The following is a 16,783-nucleotide window of genomic DNA, read 5'->3' on the forward strand; positions in this document are numbered from 1 at the left end:
TTTTTTAGTTTATCTGAATTTATTACTACCCTAAAAGTTCTATATTTGCTTTTCTTTCAAAAAAACTAAAATATTTAATCAAATGAAAACTTTAAACGATTTCGATTTCAAAAATAAAAAAGCAATTATCCGTGTTGATTTTAATGTGCCGTTGGATGAAAACTTCAATGTAACAGATGCTACACGTATTGAAGCTGCAAAACCAACTATTGATGCTATTTTAGCTCAGGGCGGAAGTGTAATTTTAATGTCACACTTAGGAAGGCCAAAAGGTGCTGAAGAAAAATATTCATTAAAACATATCCTGAAAACAGCTTCAGAAATTTTAGGAGTTCCGGTTCAGTTTGCTGAAAACTGTGTTGGAGAAGCTGCACAAACAGCATCTAAAAATCTTAAACCAGGTGAAGTTTTATTGCTTGAAAATTTACGTTTCCACGCTGAAGAAGAGGCAGGTGATGTTGCTTTTGCAAAAGAACTGGCTTCATTAGGTGATATTTATGTAAATGATGCTTTCGGAACTGCACACAGAGCACACGCTTCAACAACGATTATTGCACAATTTTTCCCAACCGAAAAATGTTTCGGGACATTATTGGCAAAAGAAATTGAAAGTTTAAATAAAGTACTTAAAAATAGCGAAAAACCAGTAGTAGCAGTTTTAGGAGGTTCTAAAGTTTCTTCGAAAATTACCGTGATCGAAAACATTCTTGATAAAGTAGATCACATGATCATTGGTGGTGGTATGACTTTTACATTCGTTAAAGCACTGGGTGGTAAAATAGGTAATTCTATTTGTGAAGATGACAAACAAGAGTTAGCACTTGAAATTTTAAGATTAGCTAAAGAAAAAGGAGTTCAGATTCATATTCCGGTTGATGTAATTGCTGCTGATGATTTTTCAAACACTGCAAACACTAAAATTGTAGACGTGAAAGAAATTCCTGACGGATGGCAAGGTCTTGATGCAGGTCCTAAATCTTTAGAAAATTTCAAAAAAGTAATACTGGAATCCAAGACAATTTTATGGAATGGTCCACTAGGAGTTTTTGAAATGGAATCATTTTCAAAAGGCACAATTGCTTTGGGTGATTATATCGCTGAGGCTACTAAAAATGGAGCTTTTTCATTAGTTGGAGGTGGTGATTCTGTTGCCGCTGTAAAACAGTTTGGTTTCGAAGAAAAAATGAGTTATGTGTCTACAGGCGGAGGTGCAATGCTTGAAATGTTAGAAGGAAGAGTATTACCGGGAATTGCAGCTATTTTGGAATAAATTTTATTTTTAACATTTTTTTTTATATTTTTAAGCTCTAACAAATTAGTTTTGTAAAAACAACAAGGTTATAATTGTTTGAATAATAGCTTGTTAAATGAAATAGATGTTATGACTGTAAAAAATACCACACTAGCTTTTTTTTCCTTCTTTTCAATGTCTTTGTTCGCTCAGGAAGTTGCTTTAAATGTCCCTGATGTGAAATCTGAAGTGAAAATGTCCTATTTAGATTCGGTTAAAAGTTCTTTTAAAAAAGACGATTTAGCAATACGCGTTGATAGTCTTTGGATGAAAGAATTAACAAGTCTGGATATTTATGACGACTTAACAAAAGACATTCAGAATATTAATACAGATAAAAGTGTTGATGTTGAATTACCTACAGAGTTGTTGAAACAACGACTTCAGGCGATGAACGAAAAATCACCATTTGGAATAGAATACAATCAGGGTTTAGAAAATATAATAAAGTCATTTCTTAAGAATCGTAAAAAATCGTTTTCCCGATTAATGGCTTTATCTGAATATTACTTCCCTATTTTCGAAGAAGCTTTTGCCAAACAAAATGTTCCTTTAGAAATTAAATATTTAGCCGTTGTAGAATCTGCTTTAAATCCTAAAGCAGTTTCTAAAATGGGCGCCACCGGACTTTGGCAATTCATGTATGGTACTGGAAAACAGTACGACCTAAAAATAGATTCATATATTGACGAGCGTAGCGATGCCCTAAAAGCAACCGCAGCAGCTTCAGAATATATGACCAAAATGTATACTATTTTTGGAGATTGGGAACTTGTTCTGGCTTCTTATAATTCAGGACCGGGAAATGTTACCAAAGCTATCCGTCGTTCCGGAGGAAAAACTAAATACTGGGATATCCGAAATTACCTTCCAAGAGAAACCCAGGGATATGTACCCGCTTTTTTAGCAACTATGTATCTTTTTGAATACCACAAAGAACATGGAATCAATCCAGAAAGAGCTGTAATTAAAAACTTTGAAACAGATACAATTCGTATCAAAAATCAAATGACTTTCAAACAAATAGCAGATTTGTTGGATATGCCTCAGTCGCAAATTGAACTTCTAAATCCTTGCTATAAATTAAAAGTTGTGCCTTTTTACCAAAATGAACAGCATTTTTTACGTTTGCCAAAAGATAAAATTGCCACTTTTTTGACCAATGAGGATAAAATCTATGCTTACGCAAAATATGATTCCAATATCATAAAAATCCCTTCAAGATTAGCTTTAAAAATTAACCAAAAAGTAAGATCTAAAGCTGTAGATTCCCTTAAAGTTCAATATTATACAATTCAAAAAGGAGATAATTTAGGTTCTATTGCTGAAAAGTATAACGTAAGTATCACCGAAATTAAACAATGGAATAAACTGAAAGGCAATTCAGTTGCATTAGGTAAATCATTAAAGATCAAAACTAATAGTCTGATTGTTAATCCTAAAGAAATAAAAACAGCTCCTGAATTGACTAAAAAGACATCTGAAGAAGCAATTGCTTCTACTGAGAATTTAGAAAAACCAGAAATTCAGACAAAAGAATATGTGGTACAGGCTGGTGATAATCTGGGAAGCATCGCTAAAAAATACGGGAAAACTATAGCCGAATTAAAGGAGTGGAATAATCTGACATCTAATAATATAGCTTTAGGAAAATCGTTGATCGTTTCTAAAAATGCGGAAGATGCTTCTGTTAATACTACTGTAGCTGTTGCGTCTAATTCAATTGACTCTTTTAAGAAAAAAGCCAGCGCGCAAAAAAATATTGAACAAGATTATTACGTTAAAAAAGGAGATTCATTATATAGTATTTCCAAAAAATATCCTGGTGTAACTATTTCAGATATCAAAAAATGGAATGGAATTAAAGATGAGGATATAAAACCAGGAATGAAGCTTAAAATAAACGGATAATAAAAAATCTTACCTAAATTTGGGTTTTATTTCATAAATTGTAAAAATGAATAAAACCCATTTTTTGTTTCTATTACTTTCGGTTTTACTGGTTTCCTGTTTTCAAAAAAACGAAAATCAACCACAGCCAAAACCCGGAAAAACCAATACAATCTCTATAATAATAGACGATCAGTTATGGTATGGTGAAGTAGGCGACAGCATTCGGAATAAATTTGCATCCCCGGTTTTAGGCCTTACTGAAGAAGAGCCTTTGTTTACAATCAATCAATATCCTGCTAAATTGCTTGAAGGTTTTGTAACTGACAGCCGGAGCATTATAGTGGTCAAAAAGTCAACTACAGACAAATTTGAAATCAAAACAAACTATAAAACATTACCACACAATACTTTTAGGATTTATGGAAAATCGATAGACGATATTATTTGCAGTATCGAAATGAATTCTGCAGAAATTATCAAGACTATCCGTCAAACCGAAATTAAAAAACTGCAGCAGGATAATAGAAAATCACTTTTGAATCCGGCAGTCATCAAAAACAAATTTCATATCGATCTGCAAATTCCAACCGGTTATGAATACATGCTGCACAAAAAGAATTTTATCTGGCTGAAGAAAGAAATTATCAGTGGCAATACAAGTCTGCTTATTTACCAGATTCCATTAAACAGACTGAAAAAGAACTCTAATATTGTTGGTAATATTATCAGGATGAGGGATTCTGTCGGCTATTATATCAAAGGGCGTGAACCTGACACACGAATGATAACAGGTGAAGATTATGCGCCCTATTTTTCGATTACGACTTTAAACGGAAAGAAAACTTATGAGACTAAAGGCACCTGGGAATTAAAAAACGATTTTATGACTGGACCTTTTATAAATTATGCTGTTGTAGATGAAGAGTATAATCGAATTTTGGTAATTGAAGGATTTTGTTATTCCCCATCGAATCAGGAACGCGATTTAATGTTAGAATTAGAAGCAATTATAAAATCTGTGAAGATTGATAAAAGATAAATTTGTTATTTTTTTCTTACTTTTGTTTCTTAATAAACATTAAATCAGATAATTATGAAAAATTTGTATGTAACATTGTCAATGTTAGTGTTTTGTTTTACTTCTTGCAAAAAAGATATAAAAACAGAAACAGAAAGTACTAAAGTTACTGATAGTGTTAAAACCGAAGAACCAATTGCAGAACCACCTTTAGATTCTGCTGCGCAAATGAAAGCATGGGCAGAATATGCCACACCAGGTAATCCGCATAAAATGATGGCTGATGAAACTGGTACATGGAACTGTGACATGACTTTTTGGATGGAACCGAACGGAAAGCCTGAAAAAGCTAATTCTACTGCTGTTATTAAGATGATACTTGGCGGCCGCTATCAGGAAGGTAACTACAAAGGGACTATGATGGGCCAGCCTTTTGAAGGTAAAAGCACACTCGCCTACAATAATGCAAGTAAAGAATATACCACAACTTTTATAGATAATATAGGCACAGGTATGATGGTGGCTGTTGGTAAATACGATGAAAAAAGCAAAAGTATGGAGTTAAAAGGCGAAGTGGTTAATCCGCTAAACGGTAAAAAAATACCTTATAGGGAAATCTATACTATTGTTGATCCTGTGACCCGTAAAATGGAAATGTTTGATACCAAGAATGGTGAGGAATTCAAGAGTATGGAAATTATAATGAAAAAGAAATAAGTACAACGGTTGGATATAATTAGAAACATCTTTATATATTTCCACAAATCATTGTCAACCTGGGCGGAGTCGAAGGCTTTTATATGAAGAAGGGCTTCGACTCCGTTCAGCCTGACACTTATTTTCAATTACACCTTATGGATTATTACATTTTTTATTATCTAAAATTAATTTCCCGATTGCATATGCAATCGGGATCTTTGTTTTTATTAAAATCGTGTATGTAATTAACTTAATTTTTCTATGTTTGAATGTATAAAAGGCAGAATCCTTTAGAATAAGAATAAAACAAAACCAAATGGAGTTAAAATGGAAAATAAAGCCGTTTGAGGCATTAACGGTTCATGAGTTATATGATGTGCTCAAATTAAGGAGTGAAATCTTTGTAGTAGAGCAAAACTGTGTTTATTTAGATCTTGACGGCAAAGACAAGCTTGCTTTACACTTAATTGGTGAATATGATGGAAAGGTTGTCGCTTATTCACGTTTATTTGATGCAGGAATTAGTTTTGATAATGCTTCTATTGGAAGAGTTGTAGTTGATGCCAATTATCGTGATAAAAAGTGGGGACATGATTTAATGCGTGAAGCCATTGCAGGAATAAAATCTAATTTCAATACAGATAAAATCACAATTGGTGCTCAGTTGTATTTAAAGAAATTTTATGAAAGTCACGGATTTGTTCAAACCAGCGAAATGTACCTGGAAGATGATATTCCACATATCGAGATGCAGTGTGGATAATTAAAGTTTAGTAATAATAAATTCAACTCTTCTGTCTAAATGATCCCCTTTCCTGAGGGGATATTTATTGCCATAACCCTGATAGGTCATACGATTTTTCGATATTTTTTTAGAGATCAAATAAAAGAAAACAGTTTTGGCACGATTCAAGGAAAGCCTTCTTTCTTTAGTGTCTTTGTCAATTCCGTCACGGTAGATTTCAGGAGTGCAGCATACATGCCCGCGAATTTCAAACTGAATTGTTTTTTTCTCTTGCAGTATTTGGGCAATCTTATCTAACTCCCTTTTAGAATTATGAGTTAGTTTTGCACTGCCTAAATCAAATAAAATATTATCCAAATGGATTTTGTCACCAACTTTTAGTTTGTTTTTAAACGAGTTGTGAATTCCTTTTTCAAAGCTGTTTCGTTTTACCGCTATTAAATCGACACGTCGGTTTTTGGATCTTGTTTCATGCAGATTTTCTACGGTATCCGGGTTTATAACCACACGTCCTTTTCCTTCAAGAATAATTATTTTGCTTTTATTAAAACCATTTGAAACCAAAAAACTTTGAATTGTATTGGCCCGATTGTTTGATAATCGAAAGTTGTATTCGTCATTACCACGATCATCGCAGTAACCATAAATTTGTATGGACTCTATTTTTGAAGTATCAATTGTTTTTATAAAATTCGTAATAACTTCTGTTTGCTGTTCTGTAAGATCGAACTTGTCAAAATCAAAATATATAGTTTCGATTGGCTTTTGCTGTGCTGACAAGTTGAAAATAAAGAAAAGAAACAGCGCTTTACGAATTTTCATTTTTTCTACATTTTTAAAATGGTTTTATACTCAGTTTGATTATTTAAAACGCCTACGGCTTTTTTAATTTCTGAATTGTTTTTAATGTAATATTGATACAAACCTTCCTGATATTGATATCTTTTGATCAGTTCTTCTAATATCAGGTTTTTAATTTCTTTTTGGTTTTTGTCCAGCAAAGTAGTTTCACTTTTTTCTATCGCAGCTAATAATTGTTGATATTCCGCAACTATGGTTTCATCTATTTTTTCGTTTTTGGCTGCTGCCAGAGTACTTTTCAAAGCAACCTCTGTTTCAGTGTCAAATGTAATTTTATTAATTTTTAAATACTGTTTGAAACTGGCATAGTCAGCATCAGTAAGAGTTGGGATTTTCTCTCCTAAATTTGGATTTTTGTAATAGTAAGATGTTGCATAATCAAATATTCCGTCGTTTTTTAAGAGGGCAGTTGTAATCGGGCTCATTTTAGCTTCGTCCAATTCAATATCCGGTAAAACTCCACCACCATCATAAACAGTTCTTCCTTTTCTGGTTTTAAAAGCATTAAAGTTTTTAGAGTCCGTTTTTAGTGCAACACCATTCTTGTCTTTATGGGCATAATCCAGTGCCTGAATACAACGGCCAGAAGGAGTGTAATAACGTGAAATAGTTACTTTTAGCTGTGTCCCATAAGTTAAATCGACTGTACGTTGTACCAACCCTTTTCCAAAACTGCGGCTTCCCAAAATTACTGCACGATCTAAATCCTGCAAGGCCCCGGATACAATTTCTGATGCTGAGGCACTTCTTCCGTTTACTAAAATTGCTAATGGAATTTCAGTATCAATCGGCTCTTTTTGAGTTTTATAAGTATTGTTGTGTTTCTCGATTCTTGACTTTGTGGTTACAATAACTTCATTCTTCGGAACGAATAAATTACAAATATCAATCGCTTCATTTAGAAGACCTCCCGGATTTCCTCGTAAATCGAGTACAATCTGTTTGGCACCATCAGCCTTTAATTTTTCAAGTGCTTCTTTTACTTCAACAGAAGCTTTTCTGCTAAAATGTGATAAAACGATATAACCTGTTTTGTCATCAATTTTTCCAAAAAAGGGAACAGATTTAATATCCACTTCATCCAAAACAAGTTCAGTCGTATATGATTTGTTTTGACGGAGATATTTTATTGTGATTTTTGTGTTTTTTGCCCCTTTTAATAATTGCGAAGCATCATCCTTGAAATCAGCAATCAAGACATCTCCAATCTGGATAATTTCATCGCCTGCTTTTAACCCTGCTTTGTCTGCAGGGTAGTTTTTATAAGGTTCGCGAACAATTAAACGGTCTTTTTTTCGCGCAATCATAGCACCAATTCCTGTGTATTCGCCGGTATTGTTGATTTTAAAATTTACTACATCCTGTTCATTAAAGTAAACAGTATAAGGATCTAGGCTTCCCAGCATACTTTTAATTCCTTTATCCATTAAGTCACCCGGATTGGTTTCGTCAACATAATTGGTGTTTACGGCTTTGAATAAAGTAGTGAAGATTTCGATTTGCTTCGCTATTTCAAAAAAATCATCTTTGAAACTGGCTCCAACAAATAAAAATCCTGCTGCAACTGCAGGGATAACAAACCTCTTTTTGAAATAACGATACATGATTATATTTTTTTTCTTTTAAATCTTTTTCTAATAAAATAGGCGAGTACGCAAAACACAATAATAAATGGCCATACACTAATAAGCGAAATTAAGAATTCTGACAAACTAAAAAAGCCGCCTTTAATGGCTATCCAGATTTTAGATCCGTACGAAATTTTGACTCCTTCTTTTTCTGCAATAGTTTTGTAAAATTCAATTGTGACCGTGCTTTCTGAAACACGACTTTCTAAATATTTTAATTGTCCTTCTTTGGCCTCAATTTCTTCACGAATGGTGGAAATCTGTTTCTCAATTTCTAGAATCTCACTTATTTTGGTTGCTTTTTGAAGGATTTGGAGATAACGTTCTTCAAGTTTTCGTTTTGTTTTTAATCTTGTAGTGAGATCAATATATTGTTCCGTAACATCTTCTGCAGAAATATCTTTTCGTTCAAAATAAGAAACACCTTTTGAAACAGCACTTAAGAAGATATCAAAATTCTGACTCGGAACTTTTACAGTAATGTTTCTAAAAATAGTATTATAATCTTTTCCTTCTGAATCAGTCTGAATAGTTGCTCCACTTTCTTTAATTGCTGCTTGGATTTGAGTGAAAGTGTTTTCTAAGTCATTGGTTTCAAAACGAAGTGATGCTTGTTTTATTATTTTTTGCTCAATTCTGGGAGCAGCAGGATCTGCTTTGTCATAATTTGTATTTGATTCTAGTTTTTTAGCAGGAAGTTTTACGGCTGAAATTTTAATATCATTAGCAACATCATTTTGTGGTTCGTTTCCACAACTTGACAAAATAAAAGCAAAAATGAATAAGTATAAAAATCGCATAAAATTTCAAATTAGAGTTAAAACTACAAATTTTTTATCTGATTTGATGAATTAAAGTTGCCTTCTGAAAGTTACAATTCCGTTTTGTTTTCAGAATCGGTTGTTTTATTTACCTGCTGAAGAAATTTCTCAAACAATTTAATCGTTTTAGTATTGATTTCCTCATAAGTCAATCGGTCTTTACTTTGATAAAAAAACATAAATGAATAGGATTCTTCGAGGTTGTCCCAAAGCAAATGTTTGTTCAGTCGATAGGTTTCTCTTAAAACACGTTTGAAGTAATTGCGATCAACTGCTTTTTTGAAATATTTCTTGGAAACCGATACACCAATTTTAATTTTTTCTTCCTGATTCGCTTCCCCAATACGATAAACTAAACGCAACGGATATTTGGAAACCGATTTTCCTTCAGAAAAAAGTAAACCAATTGTGGTTTTGCTTTTTAAGCGTTCGTTTTTAGGATAAGTAAAATTCATTATAGTTCAGAAAAAATTTGCAATTTTACTTGCAAAGGTACAATTAAACCATAAAAACGGTTATTGTTTTTAATTTTAATACCGCTAAAAATTTATTTATTACTTTTGCGCATTAATTTTTTTAAGCATGCAGAAGATAATTTCGTATCCCATATCCGTGATTTATTATTTATGTTTCTCATTGTGTTTGTTGGTTTTTCATCCAATACAATGGATTTGCCTAAATCTTTTTGGTTATCAGGCTCATAAAAAAAGTGTTGATTATTTGAATTTTTCCCTTTTAAGATGTACTAATCTTGTTGGAACGACATATAAAATAGAAAACAGAGAAACTATTCCTGTGGGAGTTCCCTTGATTTTTGTTTCAAATCACCAAAGTATGTATGATATCATTGCAATGATTTGGTACTTTAGACGTTTTCATTGTAAATTTGTAAGTAAGAAAGAGTTAGGTAGCGGAATCCCGAGCGTATCATATAATTTACGTCATGGAGGTTCAGTACTAATTGACCGTAAAGACCCTAAACAAGCGATTCCGGCAATCAAAGGCTTGTCTGAATATATTGAAAAACACAAAAGATCTGCTGTTATTTTTCCTGAAGGAACGAGAAGTAAAACAGGAAAACCTAAAGAATTTGCTCAAAATGGTGTAAAAATTTTGTGTAAATATGCACCTTCAGCGTATGTTGTGCCTGTGAGCATCAACAATTCATGGAAAATGGTAAAATATGGTTTTTTTCCTGTTGGTTTAGGAAATCACCTTACCTTTACAGTTCATAAAGCCTTGGCTGTAAAGGACTATGATTTTGCCGAGTTAATGGCAATGACAGAAAAGGCAGTTGTAGAAGGAGTAAATGAATATAAATAGATTTTTGTTTTTAGAGAATTTTCTAAAACTTAAATCCCAAATCTAAAATAAGTAATGTCTATAAAAAACATTAGATTAGAAGTAATGCAGTTTTTGGAAAAAAACGTGGATAGCTTCGTTGAACAGTATTTAATCCCTGTTGAAAAAATTTGGCAGCCATCTGATTTTTTGCCTAATTCTGAAGGAGATAACTTCTTTGAAGAGGTAAAAGAATTACGTGAAATTGCCAAAGAATTACCATATGATTTCTGGGTAACGCTTGTTGGTGACACAATCACTGAGGAAGCCCTGCCAACTTACGAATCCTGGTTGATGGATGTAGAAGGGATAAATCAGATTGATAATGGTGGAAACGGTTGGTCTAAATGGATCCGTCAATGGACCGGAGAAGAAAACCGCCACGGTGATTTACTAAATAAATACTTGTATTTGTCCGGTCGTGTTAATATGCGTGAAATCGAAATGACAACACAGCATTTAATCAACGACGGTTTTGATATCGGAACCGGATCTGACCCATACAAAAACTTTGTATATACGAGTTTTCAGGAATTAGCAACGTATGTGTCACACAACAGAGTCGCACAGATGGCTAAGAAATTTGGTGATAACAAGTTGTCTAAAATGTGTAAAATGATTGCAGGTGACGAAATGCGTCATCATCATGCATACAGCGAATTTGTAACCAGAATTTTTCAGGTTGATCCCAGCGAAATGATGTTAGCGTTTCAATACATGATGAAACAGAAAATCGTTATGCCGGCACATTTCTTAAGAGAATCTGGTCAAAAGATAAGTTCTGCTTTTGAACAATTTTCTGATTCTGCACAGCGTATTGGTGTTTATACAGCAAACGATTATGTTGATATCATGCAAAAATTAATTGATAAATGGGAGATTGATAAGATCACTAATTTAACTGATGAGGCTGAAAAAGCACGTGATTATTTAATGAAGTTACCAGCTCGTATGGCCAGAATTTCTGAGAGAATTGTAATTCCAAAAGAATCACATATTTTCAAATGGGTAGAACCGGCAAGACTATAAAAATTTCCGAGTTTAGAACTTAGATTATAGATTTCACAATAAAGCAACTATGTTGCATTTAATAATAACAACAAATAAATGTTGATTGTTGAGGTTTTTAAAACTTTGATAATCAACATTTTTCAATAAAACGGGTTCAGTTTTTTAATACAAAAAAGAACTGTTGAAATCAGCTTAATCCATAAATTCAGCGTGTAATTTTTCAGTATGAGAAGAGAAGCTAAACATAAAAACAACAATGAATAATACAGATTTAATAAATAAAACGATCACGTTTGTAAAAGAAAAATTAAATGATGCCGAAGGCGGACACGATTGGTTTCATATTGAGCGCGTATATAAAAACGCTTTGCTGATTGCTAAAAACACCGATTGTGATCTTACAGTAGTACAATTGGGTGCTTTACTTCATGATATTGCAGACAGTAAATTTCATAATGGAGATGAAACAATCGGACCAAAAACAGCACGGCTATTTCTGGAAAATGAAAATGTATCCGAAGATATTATAAAACATGTGGTAAACATCATTGAAAACATTTCATACAAAGGAGGAAATTTTGAAAAGAAGTTCTCCTCAATTGAATTGGATATTGTTCAGGACGCAGATCGTTTAGATGCAATTGGAGCAATTGGAGTGGCAAGGGCTTTTAATTATGGAGGTTTCAAAAACCGGGCTCTGTATGATCCTGAAATTGACCCGGTCACCAACATGACCAAGGAAGAATACAAAAAGAACAACGCACCAACGATAAATCATTTCTACGAAAAGCTTTTACTTCTAAAAGATAAAATGAATACCGAAACCGGAAAGCAAATCGCAGGGGAAAGACATCATTTTATGGAAAACTTTCTGGCGCAGTTTTATGCGGAGTGGGAGGGGATTAAATAGTTTTCAGTCTCAGTTTTCAGTCAGAACTTGAGAATCCTTCGACTCCGCTCAGGAAGACATTCGACAAGAAGAAAATTTTGTTGAAATTTGTCAGGCTGAGCGAAGTCGAAGCCATTTTGAAACTTTTGTTTCTGTGAAGCTTTGCGTTTATTCGGTGAAACTCTGTGAAACAATTAATTCACGAACATCCACAATTCCCGTCACCACAGTCCTTTTTCTTTTTAGATTTCCAAAAGAACTTTTTAATCAAAAAGAAAACTGCGAACGCTAATATGGCAAAGGCTATAATTTCTTGTATCATGATGACTGTTTATTTAAGAATTTGATACGCTATTAAAGCTACAAAGTAGGCTAAACCACTCATGAAAACCAGCTGCATTGCTGGCCATTTCCAGGAATTGGTTTCTTTTTTGGTAATGGCAAGTGTACTGGCACATTGCATTGCGAAAGCATAAAACAACAGTAAAGAAATTCCGGAGGCAAAATTGAAAATCTTTGAGCCCGATACAGGATTTACTTCTTGTTCCATTTTGCTTTTTATAGTGGCTTCATTATCGCTATCCCCTACGCTGTATATCGTTGCCAATGTTCCAACAAAAACCTCACGGGCAGCAAAAGAGCTGATAAGAGCAATTCCAATTTTCCAGTCATACCCTAATGGAGAAATTGCGGGTTCAATAACTCTGCCCATAATCCCAATATAAGAATTCTCTAATTTCTGTGAAGCAACTTCGTTTTCGAATTCAATTTTATTTAATTTCTTTTCAGCTGTTCTTTCTTTTACGATGGCTTCAGCTTCATTAAAATTCTTTCCGGGGCCGTAAGAAGCTAAAAACCACAAAATAACAGATATTGCCAGAATGATTTTACCTGCTCCAACTATAAAAGCTTTGGTTTTTTCGACAACATTGATTCCAACGTTCTTGAAAAGCGGTAATTTATAATTTGGCATTTCGACTACGAAATATGTTTTGGTGTCTAGCTTTAAAACTTTATTTAGGATATAAGCCGATAAAATTGCTGTTCCAAACCCTAAAACGTAAAGAAACATGAGTGTTAATCCCTGAAGGTTTAAAATTCCTAATACACGCTTGTCCGGAATTACTAATGAAATAATGATTGCATAAACAGGTAATCTTGCGGAACAGGTTGTAAACGGAGTTACTAAAATGGTAATTAAACGTTCTTTCCAGTTTTCGATATTTCGGGTTGCCATAATTGCCGGAATGGCACAGGCGGTCCCTGAAATCAAAGGCACAACACTTTTTCCGGAAAGCCCGAACCTACGCATGATTTTATCCATCAAAAACACAACCCGGCTCATGTATCCACTTTCTTCTAAAACGGAAATAAACAGAAATAAAAAGGCAATCTGTGGGATGAAAATAATAACTCCGCCGATTCCGGGAATGATTCCCTGTGAAAGCAAATCTGTTAAAATACCGCTCGGTAATTCTTTGGCAATCCAATTGCTTAAAGAAGCAAAAGTACTGTCAATGAAATCCATTGGGATGGTTGACCAGCTAAAAATCGACTGAAAAATAACAAAAAGAATAGCTAAGAAGATTACATAACCCCAAACTTTGTGTGTTAAAACACGATCTAATTTTGCTCTGATGTCTTTTGCAATCGAAGCATCTACTTTCAATCCTTCTCTTAAAACACCATTAATAAATTGATAGCGTTTTATGGTTTCCTGCTGCTGAAGACGTTTTAATTCAGAATGTGATTTTGTAAAAGTAGTCCTGATTTCATTTCGGTCTAAATGTGAAAAGTTGACATCCTGCGTAATTACCAGCCACAATTTGTATAATAATTGGTTTGGAAATGCATGCTGTAATTTTTCAAAATAGCCCTGATCAATTACTGAAGCATTTAAACAAGGCTCGTGTGTAAGTGTTTTATAGGAAACAATTAATTCTTTTAATTCGTCTATTCCGTGACCTTTACGGGAACTAACCAATGCAATTTTGGTTTTAAGATGTTCTTCAAGATACGGAATATCAAGTGTAATTCCTTTAGTTTCCATACGATCAGCCATATTGATAACTAAAATCGTCGGAATTTCAAGGTCTTTTATTTGTGTGTAAATAAGCAGGTTCCGTTTTAAATTCTCAACATCTGTAACCACAATTGCAACATCAGGATATAATTTATCATTTTTGTTGAGTAAAAGTTCAATCACCACACTTTCATCCATTGAACTTGCATTCAGACTATAAGTTCCCGGCAAATCAAGAATATTGGCTTTTATACCATGAGGTAATTTGCAGAAACCTATTTTTTTTTCAACCGTAATTCCGGGATAATTTCCAACTTGTTGATTTAATCCCGTAAGTTGGTTGAATACTGAAGTTTTTCCTGTATTTGGATTTCCGATAAGGGCAACATTAATATTTTCAACACTCATTAGAGATTGGTTTTGATAAGTTCAACTTCAATTTCACGAGCGGTCTCTATCCGAATGGCAACGTGAGAACCATTAATGTCTAAATACAGAGGATCTCCAAAAGGAGCAATTTGAAGCAGTTCAACTAAATTGCCCGGCAAACAACCCATTTCTAATAACTTTAGAGGAATAAGATCGATATCAAAATCTTTGATTATGGCTTTCTCGCCTTTTTTTAAGGAATGAATAGTGTTTTGCAAAGCTTATTTAGATTGAATTTAGATTGCAAAAATAGGCAATTATTCTTTATATCAAGGCATTTAACAGTTTTCTAATTTCGATTTTTAAAATAAGATTTATTGGCTCTATCTTTGTTTTTAACGAATTGTATTACATTTGTTGCGAAATCATATTAAATAACATGAATAAATTTTTTTATAAAATAACTTTTGCTTCTATCCTTGTTTCATTTTTAGTAAATTCATGTTCTACTGAAGATTTAAAAAACGAAAAGAATGAAAATATTGCTGCAATAAATAAAGCAGAAGAATATTTTAATAGTAATGAAGTTAAATTAAAAGATAATATATATTTTTCCGGAACCCCGGATTGGAAAAATGCAAGTTTTAAAAATGACACTATATTAGTATCTTTAATATCAGATAATCCTGTATCTGTAAAAGATATTAATAATTGGGATAAGCCACTGTACTTTAACTCACATCTACTTATTATTAAGAAAAAATATGATAGCACCTTTGATTATAACTTAAAGGTTTATTTCTCTTCTGATGTAATGAGTTTGAATATAAATCGCTATCATTTATACGATATGGAGAATAGATTAACTTCAGATAACGGTAAAAAACCAATAAAAAGTAAAAAAAGTTCAATAACCAGTAAATCCAACGCTTGTGAGCTTTGGGGGACGTTTGCGGTAGATAGAGAAACAGGAGAAGAAAGATTATTATATACCTGGTGGCAATGTGATGGTTCCGGACGTACTGATGAACAAGCACCTCCGGATGGTGGAGGTGGCGGTGAAGGGGCACCATTAAGTGATGCAGAGCTCATTGAAGATTATATAAATGATGCAGAATTAGACCCTTGTCCGAAGGCAATTTTAGCAGAGTTAAAAATCGCATCCAATTGTGATATTGCAAATATATTTACAAAATTAGGAGCTAATACGGTCTATAATCTTAATATTGTTTCTGGAGATGCAGGAATTAAGCCAGCATATACTACAAGAAATAGTAAAAACAATTATACTACCATTATAAATAATGAAGCTTATACCTCATCTACTCAATTATATAAAGCAGCCAACATATTGCATGAGATAACCCATGCTTTTTTTATGAGCTTAGTAGATGATTATGATAGTTCACAAAATCCTGCTGTATTTAATGAGTTTCCAGTACTTTTTCAGACTTATGTAGATACAAAATATCCAAAAAACACAGAAAATAAACATCATGAAGAAATGGCTAATACTTATGTAGAAGCTATTGGTGCTGCTTTGCAAGAATTTCAAACTGGAGTAGCTGTACCAAGTGGAGAAAAGCCTGATCAAATTTATACTGATTTAGCTTGGGGAGGGTTGAGAGATGCTCCCATTTATGAGAAAAAATTTCCAGCAGAAACTGCAGAAAGATTGAGAATTGATAATAGGCTCGCTTCTGAGCAAACTGGCAATACAATAGGTGCAGGTACCGCGCAACAACAAATCCCAATAGGAAAACCTTGTAATTAAACTGATTATGAAAAAAGTATTATGCCTGTTTATTATATCACAACTTCTTTTTAGTTGTTCTGTAAATAAGGATCGAAACGCTCCTATTAATGATTATATTTCAAGTTTGAATTTGAAAGATTCAGACAAAATTATGATTATTCAGGAAAAAATTAATAATAATGTAACCATTGACATCTTTAAAGGGAAGATTTACTTCGAACCTTATACTAATAAATATGAAAGGAATGAAGGAGTTAATGAGCCTTTATATGATAAGAAGAATTGGGAAAAAATGAGAAGTAAATACGAAAATAAATACATAACAGACCATTGGATAAAAGGAGATTACTGGACTTTAAAAGACTTTAAGTTTCCAAATATTATTTTTATAAAACAGGGAAAATTTCCTAATCCTGGCAAATATGAAAAATTTGATTT

General features: G+C 33.1%; 17 protein-coding genes. 10 read left to right on the forward strand and 7 right to left on the reverse strand.

All coding sequences use genetic code 11. From position 1 onward, the window contains the following. Positions 1–82: 82 nt before the first annotated feature. The 5 genes from pgk to PMI10_RS12140 all read left to right on the forward strand — a co-directional run bounded on the left by pgk (position 83) and on the right by PMI10_RS12140 (position 5,664). Positions 83–1,270, forward strand: a complete 1,188-nt coding sequence (pgk, locus tag PMI10_RS12120; RefSeq protein ID WP_007808231.1) for a phosphoglycerate kinase — start codon at positions 83–85, stop codon at positions 1,268–1,270. Between the two features lie 111 nt (positions 1,271–1,381). Continuing rightward, positions 1,382–3,202: a LysM peptidoglycan-binding domain-containing protein gene (locus tag PMI10_RS12125; protein WP_007808234.1), complete on the forward strand. Its 1,821-nt coding sequence runs from the start codon at positions 1,382–1,384 to the stop codon at positions 3,200–3,202. A 46-nt stretch (positions 3,203–3,248) separates the two neighbouring features. After that, complete coding sequence (locus tag PMI10_RS12130; protein ID WP_007808236.1) at positions 3,249–4,223, forward strand: DUF4837 family protein; 975 nt, start codon at positions 3,249–3,251, stop codon at positions 4,221–4,223. A gap of 54 nt (positions 4,224–4,277) precedes the next feature. Next, positions 4,278–4,919 (forward strand): DUF1579 domain-containing protein, encoded by a 642-nt coding sequence (locus PMI10_RS12135; RefSeq protein ID WP_007808239.1) that lies wholly within the window; start codon positions 4,278–4,280, stop codon positions 4,917–4,919. Between the two features lie 298 nt (positions 4,920–5,217). Then, positions 5,218–5,664 (forward strand): GNAT family N-acetyltransferase, encoded by a 447-nt coding sequence (locus tag PMI10_RS12140; RefSeq protein ID WP_007808241.1) that lies wholly within the window; start codon positions 5,218–5,220, stop codon positions 5,662–5,664. Here PMI10_RS12140 and PMI10_RS12145 read toward each other — a convergent pair whose 3' ends face one another. The 4 genes from PMI10_RS12145 to rnpA form a co-directional block, all read right to left on the reverse strand. Then, complete coding sequence (locus PMI10_RS12145) at positions 5,665–6,468, reverse strand: OmpA family protein (RefSeq protein WP_007808251.1); 804 nt, start codon at positions 6,466–6,468, stop codon at positions 5,665–5,667. A gap of 5 nt (positions 6,469–6,473) precedes the next feature. Next, positions 6,474–8,111, reverse strand: coding sequence for a S41 family peptidase (locus PMI10_RS12150; RefSeq protein WP_007808252.1), 1,638 nt, complete (start codon positions 8,109–8,111; stop codon positions 6,474–6,476). Positions 8,112–8,113: 2 nt separating this feature from the next. Continuing rightward, positions 8,114–8,935: a DUF4349 domain-containing protein gene (locus PMI10_RS12155; RefSeq protein WP_007808253.1), complete on the reverse strand. Its 822-nt coding sequence runs from the start codon at positions 8,933–8,935 to the stop codon at positions 8,114–8,116. Between the two features lie 71 nt (positions 8,936–9,006). Beyond that, a complete protein-coding gene (rnpA, locus tag PMI10_RS12160; RefSeq protein WP_007808254.1) occupies positions 9,007–9,411 on the reverse strand; it encodes a ribonuclease P protein component in 405 nt (134 codons plus the stop codon). A 127-nt stretch (positions 9,412–9,538) separates the two neighbouring features. On the opposite strand from rnpA, the gene PMI10_RS12165 reads away from it, so the two are divergent. The 3 genes from PMI10_RS12165 (at position 9,539) to PMI10_RS12175 (ending at position 12,218) form a co-directional block, all read left to right on the forward strand. Continuing rightward, positions 9,539–10,279 (forward strand): lysophospholipid acyltransferase family protein, encoded by a 741-nt coding sequence (locus PMI10_RS12165; protein WP_007808255.1) that lies wholly within the window; start codon positions 9,539–9,541, stop codon positions 10,277–10,279. Positions 10,280–10,333: 54 nt separating this feature from the next. Then, positions 10,334–11,326 carry an acyl-ACP desaturase gene (locus PMI10_RS12170; protein ID WP_007808256.1) on the forward strand — a complete coding sequence of 331 codons (993 nt, stop codon included), beginning with the start codon at positions 10,334–10,336 and terminating at the stop codon, positions 11,324–11,326. A gap of 238 nt (positions 11,327–11,564) precedes the next feature. After that, positions 11,565–12,218, forward strand: a complete 654-nt coding sequence (locus PMI10_RS12175) for an HD domain-containing protein (protein ID WP_007808257.1) — start codon at positions 11,565–11,567, stop codon at positions 12,216–12,218. 178 nt (positions 12,219–12,396) lie between these two features. Here PMI10_RS12175 and PMI10_RS21905 read toward each other — a convergent pair whose 3' ends face one another. Genes PMI10_RS21905 through PMI10_RS12185 form a run of 3 tightly spaced genes read right to left on the reverse strand, consistent with a single transcriptional unit; the run spans position 12,397 to position 14,867 of the window. Next, positions 12,397–12,519: a FeoB-associated Cys-rich membrane protein gene (locus PMI10_RS21905; protein ID WP_081491463.1), complete on the reverse strand. Its 123-nt coding sequence runs from the start codon at positions 12,517–12,519 to the stop codon at positions 12,397–12,399. Between the two features lie 9 nt (positions 12,520–12,528). Then, the gene (gene feoB, locus PMI10_RS12180) at positions 12,529–14,628 is read right to left on the reverse strand and encodes a ferrous iron transport protein B (protein WP_007808259.1); all 2,100 of its coding nucleotides are present in this window, start codon (positions 14,626–14,628) and stop codon (positions 12,529–12,531) included. After that, a complete protein-coding gene (locus PMI10_RS12185) occupies positions 14,628–14,867 on the reverse strand; it encodes a FeoA family protein (RefSeq protein ID WP_007808266.1) in 240 nt (79 codons plus the stop codon). The genes feoB and PMI10_RS12185 overlap by 1 nt, the downstream gene beginning before the upstream one ends. Before the next feature lie 161 nt (positions 14,868–15,028). Between PMI10_RS12185 and PMI10_RS12190 the strand changes: the two genes are divergently transcribed. Together PMI10_RS12190 and PMI10_RS12195 are read left to right on the forward strand one after the other, a co-directional pair. Next, positions 15,029–16,363, forward strand: a complete 1,335-nt coding sequence (locus PMI10_RS12190; RefSeq protein WP_007808269.1) for a hypothetical protein — start codon at positions 15,029–15,031, stop codon at positions 16,361–16,363. A 7-nt stretch (positions 16,364–16,370) separates the two neighbouring features. After that, the coding region (locus PMI10_RS12195) for a hypothetical protein (RefSeq protein WP_007808271.1) at positions 16,371–16,783 on the forward strand (413 nt) is incomplete at its 3' end.

Origin of the sequence: Flavobacterium sp. CF136 (assembly GCF_000282055.1) — a bacterium.
Lineage (GTDB): Bacteria > Bacteroidota > Bacteroidia > Flavobacteriales > Flavobacteriaceae > Flavobacterium.